The organism is Gordonia sp. SGD-V-85, assembly GCF_001456905.1.
Classification (GTDB): Bacteria; Actinomycetota; Actinomycetes; order Mycobacteriales; family Mycobacteriaceae; genus Gordonia; species Gordonia hongkongensis.
This window is the reverse complement of record NZ_LNQO01000012.1, coordinates 1-15,401: the sequence shown is the minus strand read 5'-3', so window position 1 is coordinate 15,401 and position 15,401 is coordinate 1. Positions and strand designations below refer to the sequence as shown.

Sequence of the window (15,401 nt, the reverse complement as noted above, 5' to 3'; positions counted from 1 at the left end):
AACGAAGCAGTGCAGTCGACCAAAGGAATGACTCAGACGTGACCGATGTCGATTCAACGGCCTCCAACATCTCTCTCACCTGGGGCTCGCGGCCTTCGACACTGCACCTGATCGCCTTCTCGGCCGGCGTCGCACCCTCCGAGACCGCCTACGAGGCGGCGTCCGGTCCGGTCACCTTCGGTGAGCTGTACGCACGGGTCTCGGCAACGGCCCAGATCTTCATCGCGCAGGGGCTCGACACCGAGGCGGCCGTCGGCGCCGGGGTCACCCAGACCGAGGCCGCCGCCGGCCGCGCACCCGCGGAGATCGCCGACGCCACCCGGCGCGCGATCGCGCTGATCCGAGAGCGGGCCCTGGAGCTGATCGGCAGCACCGACCTCGGCTCACTGCCCGGTCTCGTCCGTTCCGCGGTGGCCCGCCACGCGGACCGGCCCGCGGTCAGCGACGCGACCGGCACCGTACTGTCCTATCGCGAGCTCGACGAGCGGTCCGAGGTGCTGGCCGGCGCACTCCGCGCCACCGGCGCAGGTCCGGGCCGCCTCGTAGGAGTCGCGCTCGCGCGCCGTGCCGAGCTGATCGTGGCCCTGCTCGCCGTCCTCAAGACCGGGGCGGCGTACCTGCCGCTCGACCGCTCCCAGCCGGTTGCGCGCGCGCAGTCGATCATCGACGACGCCGCGCCGCTGCTGGTGCTCGCCGACGCAGACCTGGCCGCGGCGTGGGGCGTCATCGACGTGCGGTTCGCGGCGCCCGAGGAGTTGGCAGCCGGGACTCCTCAGGGAGCGGTGAGAGCGCAGCCCGAACCCCTCGACGAGCGGCTGCCGGCCTACCTGATCTACACCTCGGGTTCGACGGGCCAGCCGAAGGGCGTCGTCGTCTCGCATCACGAGGTCGTCGCGCTGATGAAGGCCGCGGCGGAGGAGTTCTCGTTCGGTCCGGACGACGTGTGGACGCTGTTCCACTCCTACGCGTTCGACTTCTCGGTCTGGGAGATCTGGGGACCGCTGGTCACCGGCGGGCGCGTCGTCGTGGTCGACCAGGACACCACGCGCGATCCGGACGCCTTCGTCGAGCTGCTCGAGTCCGAGCGGGTCACGGTGCTGAGCCAGACGCCGTCGGCCTTCTACCAGCTCATCACCGCCCAGCGACAGAAGCAGGCCTCGTTTGCGCTGCGCTACATCGTGTTCGGCGGTGAGGCGCTGAGTTTCGAACAGGTCCGGCGGTGGTTCGACGACAACCCGGCCGACGGTGCGCAGCTGGTCAACATGTACGGCATCACCGAGACCACGGTGCACGTCAGCTATCGCGCGCTGGACCGCGACGCGGTGTCGGCGGGTGACGCGTCGTTCATCGGACGGCCGCTGTCGTCGCTGGACATCCACATCCTCGACTCGCGGCTGCGGCCGGTGCCCGAGGGCGTCATCGGTGAGATGTACGTCACCGGAACGCAACTCGCGCAAGGTTATCTCCGCCGGGCCGGCCTCAGTGCCACGCGTTTCGTCGCGAACCCGTTCGCGCCTAACGGTTCCGGTGACCGGATGTACCGGACCGGCGATCTGGCGCGCCGCGTCGGCGACGACATCGAGTACCTCGGTCGGGGCGACGCCCAGGTCCAGCTCCGCGGATTCCGTATCGAGTACGGCGAGATCGAGGCCGCACTCGTCGGTGTCGACGGGATCGCGGCGGGTGCGGCGAACGTCGTGGATCTGCCCGACCGGGGTGAGATCCTCGCCGCCTACGTGGTTCCCGAGCAGGGCGCCGAGGTCGACGAACAGGTCGTGCGCCGCCGAGTCGCGGCCACGGTTCCGGAGTACATGGTCCCCGACGTCGTCATGACGGTCGAGCGGCTGCCACTGACCCAGAACGGCAAACTCGATCGCGGCGCACTGCCGCGGCCGGTGCTGGCGTCGACGACCGAGTTCGTCGCGCCCGAGAACGACACCGAGGCGGCCCTGCGGGACATCTTCGCGGAGGTACTGGGTCTCGAGGACATCAGTGTCGTCGAGTCGGTGTTCGACGTCGGTGGTAACTCGCTGCTGGCCGCCCGCATCGTCGGCCGCGCCGCGGAGACGCTCGGCGTCGACCTCACCGTCCGTGACCTCTTCGACGCCCCGACGGTTCGCGACCTCGCACTGGCCGCGGCGTCGAAGCGCCCGGGGTTGCCCCCGATCGAGCCCGTCGCCGACCGTCCGGACCGCATCCCGCTGTCGCTTGCACAGCAGCGCATGTGGTTCATCAACCGGTTCGACCCGGCCTCGCCCGCCTACAACATCCCGATGGTCCTGCGGTTGTCGGGCGACGTGGACGCCGACGCGCTGCGTGCGGCGTTGCTCGACGTCATGACCCGCCACGAGGTCCTGCGGACCACCTATCCCGAAGCCGACGGCGACGCCTACCAACTCGTCCACGACCCCTCGGCGGCGGCTGCGATGCTCGACTGGCGCGAGGTGCCGCAAGCGGCGCTGCCGCAGGTGATGCTCGGCGGGTTCGACCTGGTCGCGGAACTGCCGGTGCGCGTCGGCTTCTCCCGGATCTCGGACACCGAGGCGGTCCTCGGGATGGTGGTGCACCACATCTCGTGCGACGGCGAATCCCTGGCGCCGCTGGTGACCGACCTGATCACCGCGTACACCGCACGGGTGGCCGGGAACGCGCCCGACTTCCGGCCGCTGCCGGTCCAGATGGCCGACGTCGCCCTGTGGCAGCGTCGGGTGTTCGGCGCCGCCACCGACGACTCCTCGCTCATCGGGGCACAGCTCCAGTACTGGGCGCGGCAACTCGACGGCGCGCCCGACGTGCTCGAGCTGCCCACCGACCGCCCACGTCCGGCCGTGGCCTCACAGCGCGGTGCGCGCGTCGAATTCAGTGTGCCGCAGGAGGTCTCGGAGCGTGTTGCGCGCCTGGCCCGCGATCGCGGGCTGACCCCGTTCATGGTCGCGCATGCGGCGCTCGCGGTCCTGCTGTCGCGTCTGTCCGCGACCGAGGACATCGCCGTCGGGACGCCGATCGCCGGTCGTGGCCAGTCGATCCTCGACCCGATGGTCGGGATGTTCGTCAACACGTTGGTCCTTCGGACCGGCGTCGACTCCTCGGCCGGCTTCGACCAACTGCTCGACGACGTCCGCCGCACCGATCTCGAGGCCTTCGCGAACGCGGACATCCCCTTCGAGGCGGTCGTCGAACGGGTGAACCCGCTGCGCACCGAGGCCTACGCGCCCCTCGCGCAGGTGTGGCTCGCCTTCGACCAGTCGGCCATCGCCGACCTGGCCTCGCAGACGTTGACGATCGGCGGGGGGACGATCGGCGAGGCCGGCGGCCTGGCCGTGACCCCGGCCGAACCGGACGAACTCTCCGCGCGCGTCGACCTGACCGTCGGCATCGCCGACAACGGCGACAACTGGCAGGGCTCGGTGCTCTATGCGACCGACCTGTACGACGCCGAATCGGTGCGCCTGTTCGCCGATCGGTTCGTACGCCTTCTCGACGCCCTGACCGCGGACCCGGGTGCGCCTGTCGGCGACGCCGAGCTGATGACCTCGGCCGAGCACGAGGCGATCGAACGATGGGTCGGTGCGGCTGACACCGACGCCGGTCCCGGGCAGGTCGTCACGGTCGCGGATGCGCTGGCGGACTCGTTCGCCCGCAACGCGTCCCGCCCCGCCGTTCGCGCGGGCGGGCGCACCTACGACCATGCCGAGTACGGGGCGCTGGTCCACGCGTTCGCACGACGACTGCTCGAGCAGGGTGTCGGGCCGGATGTGGCAGTCGCGGTTGCCGTTCCGCGGTCGGTCGAGATGCTCGTCGCGATCCACGGGATCGTGCTCGCCGGCGGAACCTACGTGCCGATCGACCCGGAGGCGCCGGCCGAGGTCGTCCGCCGGCAGCTGGCGCTGTCCGGTGCGTCGACGGTGGTCGTCGCCGGGGCACGTCCGAGCTGGGCCGAGGCCGCGTCCACCGTTCCGGAAACCTTCGTCACCGTTGATCTCGACGCGCTAGCGACCGCTGCGTCGGCTCCCGTCACGCCCGCGGAGCGTCCGGTGGCGCTGCGCGCCGGGCACCCGGTCTACACGCTGTTCACCTCGGGCTCGACCGGTCAGCCCAAGGGCGTGACGGTCACCCATCGGGGCCTGCACGACATGCTGTCCTGGTTCGGGGCCTACACCGGTGACCCGGCGGACGAACGGGTGCTGGTGAAGACCCCCTACACCTTCGACGCCTCGGTCTGGGAGCTGTTCTGGCCGTTCGTCGCGGGCGCCACGGCCGTGGTCGCAGCACCCGACGGCCACCGTGATCCGGCGCATCTCGCCCGGGTCATCGCCGACGAGCGGGTCACCTCCGTGCAGTTCGTGCCGTCGCTGCTCGCGGTGTTCCTCGACGAGAGCTTCGATCCCGCCACCGGTCTGTCCTCGGTGCGTCAGATCTTCACCGGCGGTGAGTCACTCACCCCCGCGGTGACGCAGCAGACGCTTGCGGCCGCCCCATACGCGGTGGTCGTCAACCAGTACGGGCCGACCGAGATGACGGTGGACGCGACGATCCGGCCCCTGGTCGAACCGGTCGAGGTCGTCACCATCGGCCGCCCGGCACCGGGCGTGACGGCCCGGGTCCTCGACAACCGCCTCCGCCCGGTGCCGCCCGGCGTTCCCGGCGAGCTGTACCTGGGTGGCGCGCAGATGGCCCGCGGGTATGCCGGCGCGCCGGCGCTGACCGCCCAGGCGTTCGTCGCCGACCCGGCCGGCCCAGCGGGCTCGCGGCTGTACCGGACCGGCGACCTCGCACGCTGGCGCGCCGACGGTGAACTCGAGTATCTCGGCCGCGCCGACTTCCAGGTCAAGATCCACGGACAGCGCATCGAACTCGGCGAGACAGAGGCAGTCCTGTCCGCCGCGCCGGGCGTGGTCGCTGCTGCTGCCGCGGTGACCACCACCTCCGCGGGCGATGCGCTCGTCGCCTACCTGACGGGCCATCCGGGCGACACCGTGGACGTCGACACGGTCCGCGCCTTCGCCGCGGAACGATTGCTCACCCACCTGCGCCCGACACTGTGGGTCGTCCTCGACGAGATGCCCCGTAACGCCTCCGGCAAGGTCGACCGGCGCGCGCTGCCGGCGCCCACCGTGTCCGAGTCCGAGATCGTCGAGCCGACGACGCCGGCCGAGCAGGCCCTGGCCGCTGTCGTCGCCGAGGTCCTCGGGGTCGAGCGGGTCTCGGTCGTCGACTCCTTCTTCGATCTCGGCGGCAACTCCCTGGCCGCGATGCGGGTCGCGGCCCGCGCCGGTGCGGCGCTCGGCGTCGAGGTCAGCGTCCGCGACCTCTTCGACGCACCGAGTGTGCGTGAGCTCGCGCAACGCGTCGCCGACCGCGTACCCGGCCTCCCGCCGGTCACCGCGGTACGCCCGCGCCCGGATGAGATCCCGCTGTCCTATGCGCAGCAACGCATCTGGTTCATCAACCAGTTCGACACCAGCTCGGCGGCCTACAACATCCCGATCGCCCTGCGCCTGCGCGGCAAGCTCGACCTCGCCGCGCTGCGTGCCGCGATGGTCGACGTCGTCGAGCGTCAGGAAGTGCTCCGCACGGTGTTCCCGTCGATCGACGGCGCACCGCGACAGGTCATCGGGGACGCCACCGGTGTGGGCGCCGAACTCGACTGGGATGTCGTCGACGAGGAATCCGACCTGTTCGCCGCCGCCGGCACGGGTTTCGATGTCGCCGTGCAGCGACCGATCCGCATCCGCGTGCATCGCGTCGACGACCTCGAACACATCGTCCTCATCGTGATCCACCACATCGCCGGCGACGGCGAATCGATGCGCCCGCTCGTCACCGACGTGGTGACAGCGTATGTCGCGCGCTCCCAGGGTCGTTCGCCCGACTTCGCGGAGCTGGAGGTGCAGTTCGCCGACGTCGCGCTCTGGCAACGTCGTGAGCTCGGCTCGATCGACGACCCGGATTCGCGGGTCTCGGCGCAGGTCGACTACTGGCGCACCGCGCTGGCCGGGCTTCCCGAGGTGCTCGAACTCCCCGCCGACCGTCCGCGTCCGAAGGTCGCGTCGATGGCCGGCGCCGAAGTCGGTTTCGAGATCGACTCGGCGACAGCAGATCTCGTCCGAAATCTCGCCACCGAGCGTGGTGTCACCGAGTTCATGGTCATCCATGCGGCACTGGCCGTGCTGCTGTCGCGACTCTCGGCCACCGACGACATCGCCATCGGCACCCCGATCGCCGGACGCGGCGACGCCGCCCTGGATCCGCTGGTCGGCATGTTCGTCAACACCCTGGTTCTGCGGACCGTGGTCGACCCGGCGCAGCGGTTCGCCGACCTTCTCGACGCCGTGCGGGTCACCGATCTCGACGCCTTCGCCCACGCCGATGCCCCCTTCGAGGCGGTCGTGGACGCACTCGCGCCGTCACGTTCGGAGGCCTTCGCGCCGCTGACGCAGATCCTGCTGACCGTCGACCCCACTCCCGCGGATCCGTCCACTCTCGTCGCCGACATCGACGAGCTCGCGGTGGAAGTGGTGGAGACTGAGGAGAACTCGGCCAAGGTGGACCTGACGGTCGGACTCCGCGGGGGTCGCGCCGGGTCCTGGATCGGCCGGGTCAACTACGCCACGGACCTGTTCGACGAGGCGACGGTCGCGCGGATGATGGATCGATTCGCGCGGTTGCTGCACGAGCTGGTCACCGACGCGACCGTGCCGGTGGGTGACGCCGACCTGTTCGACACCGACGAGCGCGAGCTGCTGACCCCCGTGGGCCGTCAGCCCGCGACACCGGCCGTGCCGCTGGCCGAGCTGTTCGCCGCCGCGGTCCGGCGCGGCGGAGCGGACCGGACCGCGGTCGTCGACCCCGAGCGGTCATTGACGTACGGCGAGCTCGATGCCGCGTCGAACCGGCTGGCTCGTCACCTGCTGGATCGCGGCATCGGCCGCGGCACCCTGGTCGCGCTGCTCATCCCACGGTCGGCGGAACTGATGGTCGCGATCTGGGCGGTGGCCAAGACCGGGGCCGGGTACGTACCGATCGACCCGGATTACCCGGCGGATCGCGTGTCGCACATGATCACCGATTCCGGTGCGCGGCTCGGGCTCACGCTCGGCGATGTGGCCGGGCCCGGGATGCCCGGCAGCGAGTGGCTGGAACTGGACTCGCCGGAGCTCATCGAAGCCGTTGCGGCGACCAGTGATTCGCCTGTGACCGACGCCGACCGGCCGAGCGCGGTCGGGGCCGACGACACGGCCTACGTGATCTACACGTCCGGATCGACCGGTACGCCCAAGGGCGTCGAGGTCACCGCGGGCGGCCTGCGCAACTTCGGCGTCGAGGCCGCGGAGAAATCCGGAATCACCCCGGACTCACGCGTCCTGGGTTTCGCCTCACCCAGTTTCGACGCCTTCGTACTCGAGTACCTGCTCGCCTTCACCGTGGGTGCCTCCGTCGTGTACCGGCACCGCGACGCGGTGGCCGGTGCACCGCTCGCGGACTTCATGCGCGAGCACCGCGTGACCCATACATTCCTCACCCCGACAGTGCTCGCCTCCCTCGATCCGGCCGACCTCCCGGATCTGCACACCGTCTACGCGGGCGGTGAGGCGGTCCCGGACACCTTGCGTGACCGCTGGGCACCGCTGGTGCGCTTCCAGAACCTCTACGGACCCACCGAGACCACGATCGGTGTCGCGATCGGCCCGCCCATGCGGGTCGAGGAACCGGTCCTCGTCGGACCGCCGATCGGCGGCGTCGACCTGCTGGTGCTCGACTCCCGGCTCCGCCCAGTTCCGGTCGGGGTGGCGGGCGAACTGTACGTGAGCGGCCCGGCCCTGGCGCGCGGCTACCTCGAGCGCCGCGGTCTGACCGCGGAGCGCTTCGTCGCCAACCCCTTCGGCGCGCCGGGCGACCGGATCTATCGCACCGGGGACATCGTCCGCTGGGCCCGTGACCGCGACGGGTCGCTCTCGGTGGACTATGTCGGTCGTAGCGACGACCAGATCAAGCTTCGCGGTCTGCGTATCGAACTCGGCGAGATCGAGAGTGCGCTCGGCGATCACCCCGCGGTGGCCTCCGCGGTCGTCGTCGGCGTCGACTCCGACGGCGGGCTCGCCGCGAGTGGACAGTCGGTCGTCGCGGCGCTCGCCGCCTACGTGGTGTTGCGCGACGCAGTCGACATCGCCACGCTGCGCGAGCACCTCGCCGACCGGTTGCCGTTGTTCATGGTGCCGGCCGGGATCGTCGTGCTCGACGCACTGCCGCTGACCCCGGTGGGCAAGCTCGATCGTCGGGCACTCCCCGCGCCGACCATCGAGGTCGACTCCGATCACGTCGACGCCGAGACGCCGGTCGAGCAGCAGCTCGCCACGATCATCGCCGGACTCCTGGGTCTCGAACGCGTCAGCGTCACCGACTCCTTCTTCGCCCTCGGCGGCGATTCCATCATGTCCATCCAGGTCGCTTCGGCGGCGCGGGCCGCCGGGATCGATGTGTCGCCTCGAGACATCTTCGAGCACAAGACCGTTCGTGCGATCGCCCGCGCCGTCGGCGCCCGTGGCGAGCGGGTGCCCGCCCTCGAGGAACCCGCGGGCGGCGGGATCGGCCCGATGGCCGTGCCGCCGGTGGTCTCGTGGATCCTCGATCAGACCGACGAGGTCACCGACTTCGCCGATTTCTCCCAGTCCATGGTGCTGACCGCGCCGGCCGGACTCACCGTGGAGATCGCGCAGGAGCTCCTCGCGCAGGTCGTGTCCGTGCATCCGATGCTCAGCGCGGCGGTCGAACCCGGGCAGGCCGATGGCGAATGGCGCATGCGCACCGGCGTCGCGCCACTGCATCCCGGCGCCGTCACCGCCCTCGCGAGTCCGGTACGGACCGCTGACCTCGGCTTCTCCGACACCGTCGTCGCGGCCTTCGAGGACGCCTCGCGGCGTCTCGACCCGACCACCGGGCAGCTCGTCGCGGCCGTTCTGGTCACCGACCCCGACGCCGCCGCACGGCTCGTCGTCGTCATCCACCACCTGGGCGTCGACGCCGTCTCGTGGCGGGTCATCATCGAGGACCTGCTGACCGCGTGGGCGCAACATCAAGGCGGTCAGGCGTATTCGTTGCGACCGGAGGTCACCTCGGCGCGCGCCTTCACCGCCGCGCTCGACGCCCAGCGGGCCGGGCGATCCGACGAGCTGCGCTACTGGCTCGAACGGTCGCCGGAACGGGTCACCGACCTCGGGGCGGAGGTCGACCGCACGCGTGACCGCATGTCGACCACCGAGACCGTGGTGCACACGGTCGGCTCGTCGGTGACCGAGGCGCTGCTGACGTCGGTGCCGACCGCCTTCCGCGGCAACGTCAACGACGCTCTCGTGGCTGCTCTGGCGCGCGCTGTCCGGTCGTGGCAGCAGGCCCGGGGCATTGCCGACGACCGGCCGGTGACCATCCTGCTCGAGGGGCACGGCCGATACGAGGAAGCCCTGCTACGCGGAACCGATCCGCGGACCGTGGATCTGTCCCGGACCGTCGGGTGGTTCACGACCATCGCGCCGATGGCCGTCGACGTCCGCGGTGACGCCGTCCACACGGTCAAGCTCGCCAAGGAGGAGCGGGTCGGCCAGCCCGACAACGGGATCGGTTACGGACTCCTCCGCTACGGCGACACCGAGCTGTCCCGGCGACCGTTGCCGAGCATCGGCTTCAACTACCTCGGCAACGTCGCGGGAACCGGGGCCGGCGGCGAGAACGCCTCGGCCGTGGGCGAGGCGGGCATGCCGTTCCTGCCCGACCCCGCCGCACCGCGCCTGCCCGGCACGGTCACGGGCGCCATGGTCGTGCCGAACCTGCTGAGCATCAACGCGGGAATCGCGATCGGCGACAGCGGTCGCGAGTTCGTCGCGGGATTCACGTTCCCGCGCGGCGCGATCGACACCGAGGCGGTCGACGACCTCGCGCGGCGCTGGGACGCCGAGCTCGCGACCATCGTCGACGAGGTCGCCCGCGTCGGCGATCCGGGACTCTCCCCGTCGGATGTCCTCGGTGCGCGCGTCACCCAGGACGATCTCGATCACCTGGCCCGGCGGTATCCGGGCGCCGACGTGTGGCCGCTGTCGCCGCTGCAGCGCGGCCTGCAGTTCCAGGCCGAACTCGCCGCGGCGGGCCGCGAAGCCGGGGCGGTCGACGTCTACACCGCGCAGGCGGTTCTCACGCTCAAGGGCGAGGTCGACGCCACCCGTCTCGCCGAGGCCGTGCGCGAGGTCTTCGCCCGCCATCGGGTACTGCGCTCCAGTTTCGTCCGGGTACCCAGCGGCGAGGTCGTCGCGGTGGTTCCGGAGACGGTCGAGATCCCCTGGCGGACAGTGGATGCCAACAGCGGCGACGATGCGATCGCCGCAGTCGCGCAGGTCGAACGCGCGACGGCGTTCGACCTCGAGTCCGGCCCGCTCATGCGGTTCGTCCTCGTCCGCAGTGGCACGCGCTCGACGTTGGTCGTCACCAGCCACCACATCCTGATCGACGGCTGGTCGAGCCCGCTGATCATGGCCGACCTGTTCGCGCTGTACGCCACCGGTCAGACCTACACCGGCACCGTCGCCGCCGAATCCGGGGCTCGGGGAGACTACTTCGACTACCTGCGGTACATCGCCGCCTCCGACACCGAAGCGGGACTGGCGGCCTGGCGGTCGGTGCTGTCCGCCGTCGACGAGCCGACCCTCGTCGGCTCCGGCCGCGAGGCGACCTCCGATCAGCTTCCGCGCGATCACAGCGTGCTGCTCCCGGCCGAGATCACCTCCGCCGTCGAAGACCTCACGCGCGCACGGGGAGTGACCGTCTCGACAGTGATGCAGTTCGCCTGGGCGGTGCTGCTCTCGCGCATCACCGGTCAGCGCACGGTCGTCTTCGGCGAGACGGTCTCCGGACGTCCGGCCGATCTGGACGGCGTCGAGACGATGGTCGGCCTCTTCATCAACACCCTGCCCGCGGTCTCGGACGTCGACCCGGGCGCCCGCGCCGCCGACGTCCTGGACGCGCTGCAGGCTTCGAAGGTCGCGGTGCTCGACCACCAGCACCTCGGACTGCCCGCGCTGACCGCACTCGTCGGTCGCGGACAGCTGTTCGACACCCTCGCGGTGCACGAGTCCTACCCGGTCGACGCCCAGTCCCTGAAGCAGGGGGCCGACGCCGGCGGCATCGGGATCGAGGATCTCGACGCCACCGACTCGACCCACTACCCGCTCAACCTGGTGACCGGCGTGGTCGGCGACCAGATCGAGCTGAAACTGAAGTATCTGCCCGCCTCCTTCGACGAGCGGCAGGTGCAGGTGTACTCGGATGCGTTGATCCGCATCCTCACTACCCTCGTCGCCGACCCGGCAACCGAGGTCGGGGCCATCTCCCTGCTCGACGACGCCGAGTACCGCAGCGAGCTCAAGCCGCCGGTGACCCGGACCCGCAACACCGACGTCTCGCTCGCTGAGTTGTTCGCGCGGGCAGCGCGCACCCACGCCGATCGTCCGGCGGTCACCGACACCACGTCCACACTCGACTACCGCGAGATCGACGAGCGTTCCGCCGCGGTCGCCGCGGCCCTGCACGCGCGTGGGGTGTCCACCGGCGATCTCGTCGCCGTGGCGACCTCCCGCGGTGTCGATCTCGTCTCCTCGATCCTGGGTGTGTTGCGTTCCGGCGCGGGCTATCTGCCGCTGGACACCACCAATCCCGTCGACCGTCTGCGCTTCATCGTCTCCGATGCCGCGCCGAGCGCGGTGATCATCGACGACACGACCGCGGACTTCGAACTGTGGTCCCAGTTGGGCACCACGCCGGTGGTGCCGGTCGCGCAGCTGGTCGCCGAGGGTGCCGCTGCGAGTCCGGAACCGGTTACAGTTCATCCCGATTCGCGTGCCTACGTGATCTACACGTCGGGTTCCACGGGCCGGCCCAAGGGTGTCGAGGTCACCCACCGCGACGTGGTGACCCTGATGGACACCGCCGCAGGTGATTTCGACATCGACGAGACGGACGTGTGGACGATGTTCCACTCGTACGCGTTCGACTTCTCGGTCTGGGAGCTGTGGGGACCGCTGCTGACCGGTGGCCGCTTGGTCCTGGTCGACCGGGACCTGGCGCGGGCGCCGGAGGAGTTCCTCGACCTGCTCGCCCGCGAACGGGTCACCGTGCTGAGCCAGACGCCGTCGGCGTTCTACCAGCTCGCCGAGACCCGCCGACGCCGCGACACCCCGCTGTCGTTGCGCTACATCGTGTTCGGCGGCGAGGCGCTCAGCTTCGAGCAGGTGCGGCGCTGGTTCGACGACCATCCGGACGAGACCACGACGCTGGTCAACATGTACGGCATCACCGAGACGACCGTGCACGTCAGTTTCCGGCCGCTCGACCCGCACTCGGTGGCGGCCGACGACGCGAGCTTCATCGGCCGGCCGCTGTCGTCGCTGGCCATCCACGTGCTCGACGACCGGCTGCGGCCGGTCCCCGAGGGTGTCGTGGGCGAGATGTACGTCACCGGTGGGCAACTGGCGCAGGGTTACCTGAAGCGCGCCGGGCTGTCGTCGACGCGTTTCGTCGCGTCACCCTACGGCGAGCCCGGGACCCGCATGTACCGCACCGGCGACCTCGCCCGCCGCGTGGGCGACGACATCGAGTACCTCGGCCGCGGCGACGCACAGGTGCAGTTGCGCGGCTACCGAATCGAGTTCGGTGAGATCGAGGCGGCACTCCTGGCGGTGCCGGGTGTGAGCGCGGCCGCGGCGCGTGTCGTCGACATCCCCGGTCGCGGTGAGCAACTCATCGGTTATCTCGTCCGCGACGCCGACGATGCGGTCGACGCGACCGAGGTCCGGCGCATCGCCGGCCGTGCGGTGCCGTCGTACATGGTCCCGGACCAGATCATCGACGTCGAGACGCTGCCGCTCACCGCGAACGGCAAACTCGACCGCGACGCCCTTCCGGTACCCGACTCGGCCACCGTCGTCGAGGAGATCGTCGCGCCCACCGGCCCGCAGGAGACCGCGGTCGCGCAGGTCTTCGCCGAGGTGCTCGGTGTCGACGAGATCGGGGTCACGACGAGCTTCTTCGACCTCGGCGGCAACTCGCTGTCCGCGACCCGCCTCGCCTCGCGCGTCGCCGACGCACTCGGTACCGAGGTGTCGGTGCGAGACGTGTTCGAGGCGCCGTCCGTCCGCGACCTCGTCGAGGCAGTCGCCGGACGCGGCGCGAATCTGCCACCCGTGGTGGCGGTGTCGCCGCGCCCGGACCGGATCCCGCTGTCGTTCGCGCAGCGCCGGATCTGGTTCATCAACCGGTTCCAGCCCGACTCGGTCGCCTACAACATCCCGGCGGTACTGCGCCTGACGGGTCCGCTCGACACCCACGCGCTGCGCGCCGCCATCGTCGACGCGGTGGAGCGGCACGAGGTGCTCCGCACGACCTTCCCCGACGACGCCGGCGAGCCGTATCAGCTGATCCACCCCACCGGCGAGGTCGATACTCGACTCGACTGGGCGCTGGTGGACTCCGCCGACGAGCTCGAACTCGCCGCGGGAACCGGATTCGACGTCACCGCCCAGTGGCCCCTGCGGGCCCGACTCTGGCGCATCGACGACACCGAGGCGATCCTCGCGATCATCCTTCACCACATCGGTGCAGACGGTGAGTCGCTGGCGCCGCTGGTCTCCGACGTCGTCGCGGCGTACCAGGCGCGCAGCCGGGGGTCCGAACCGGAGTTCGGCCCGCTGCCGGTGCAGTTCGCCGACTACGCGATCTGGCAGCACGACGTCCTCGGCGACCCCGATGACCCGGAATCGATCCTCGGTCGCCAGCTCGGGTACTGGACGGCCCAGCTCGGCGGACTGCCGGAGGTCCTCGAACTCCCGGCGGATCGTCCACGTCCGGCGGTGGCGTCCAACCACGGTGCACACCACAGCCTGCAGATCCCCGCGGACGTCGCCGCGGCCGTCGACGCCTTGCGCGCCGAGCGGGGGATGACCTCCTTCATGGTGGTCCACGCCGCCCTCGCGGTCGTCCTCGCCCGGCTGTCGGCCACCGAGGACATCGCGGTCGCCACCCCGATCGCGGGACGTGGTCAGAGTGCCCTCGACCCGCTCGTTGGCATGTTCGTCAACACCTTGGTCCTTCGCTCCGAGGTACGGCCGGGTATGAGTTTCGACGAGCTGCTCGCCGCGGTCCGGGTTACCGACCTGGACGCGTTCGCGCACGCCGACGTGCCGTTCGAGGCCCTGGTGGAGCGAATCAATCCGGTTCGCTCAGAGGCGTTCTCGCCGCTCGCCCAGGTGATGCTGTCGTTCGATCCGGCCATGTCGGCCGGTGCGGTCGTCGACGCGGTGACCGAACTGGGGATCGCGCCGGTCGAGCGGGACTCGGTCGCCGCCCAGATGGACATGACGGTCACCGTGACCGCGACACCAGATGCCGCGTGGGACGTCTCGCTGATCTACGCGACCGATCTGTTCGACGAGCCGACGATCGCCGAATTCGGCGCGCGCTTCGTCGAGGTACTGCGCCGGCTCGTCACGTCTCCCGCCGCCCCGGTGGGTGACATCAACCTGCTCGACGATGCCGCGCATGCACAGATCGAGAGCGCCGAGTCGGGCGCCGAGACCGCCGTTCCCGCTGTCACCCTGCCCGACGCCCTCGTCGCCCGGGTCGCGGAGAACCCGGACGCGCTTGCGCTGTCGTTCGGCGGCCGGTCGGTGCGGTATGGGGAGTTCGGTGCTCGGGTGTGGACCCTCGCCCGAACCCTGCTCGCCTCCGGCGTGCAGCCCGGAGACGCAGTCGCCGTGTGCCTTCCGCGATCGATCGAGATGATGGTGGCCATTCACGCCGTCGTCGCCGCGGGCGGGCACTACGTACCCGTCGATCCGGCCGCGCCACGCGATCGCGCGGCTCACATGGTCGAGACCGCGGGTGTGCGTCACGTCCTGGTCGCGGCCGGTCCTGTGCCGGAATCAATTGCGGGACTGAGTGAATCGGTCTCGGTTGTCGTGGTCGACGCGACCGTCGAGGTCGATCTCGCCACCGCACCGGTCACCGACGACGAACGGCTCGCGCCCCTGCAGCCCGCCGATGCGGCGTACACGTTGTTCACGTCGGGGTCGACGGGTCGGCCGAAGGGTGTGACGGTGTCGCATGCGGCGATCGTGAATCGTCTGGAGTGGATGCGGGACTGGTATTCGATCAAGGACTCGGATGTCTTCGTGCAGAAGACGCCGGTGACGTTCGATGTGTCGGTGTGGGAGTTGTTCCTGCCGTTCGCGGTGGGGGCGACGTTGGTGGTGGCCGAGCCGGAGCGGCATGGTGATCCGCGGTATCTGGCGGAGTTGATCACGGCTGAGCGGGTGTCGGTCATCCATTTCGTGCCGTCGATGTTGTCGGTGTTCCTGGATGTC

At 70.5% G+C, this 15,401-nt stretch carries 1 protein-coding gene; it reads left to right on the top strand.

Annotated features, from left to right (window positions below):
* Positions 1–38 precede the first annotated feature (38 nt).
* The coding region (locus AS181_RS14745) for a non-ribosomal peptide synthetase (RefSeq protein ID WP_139114212.1) at positions 39–15,401 on the top strand (15,363 nt) is incomplete at its 3' end.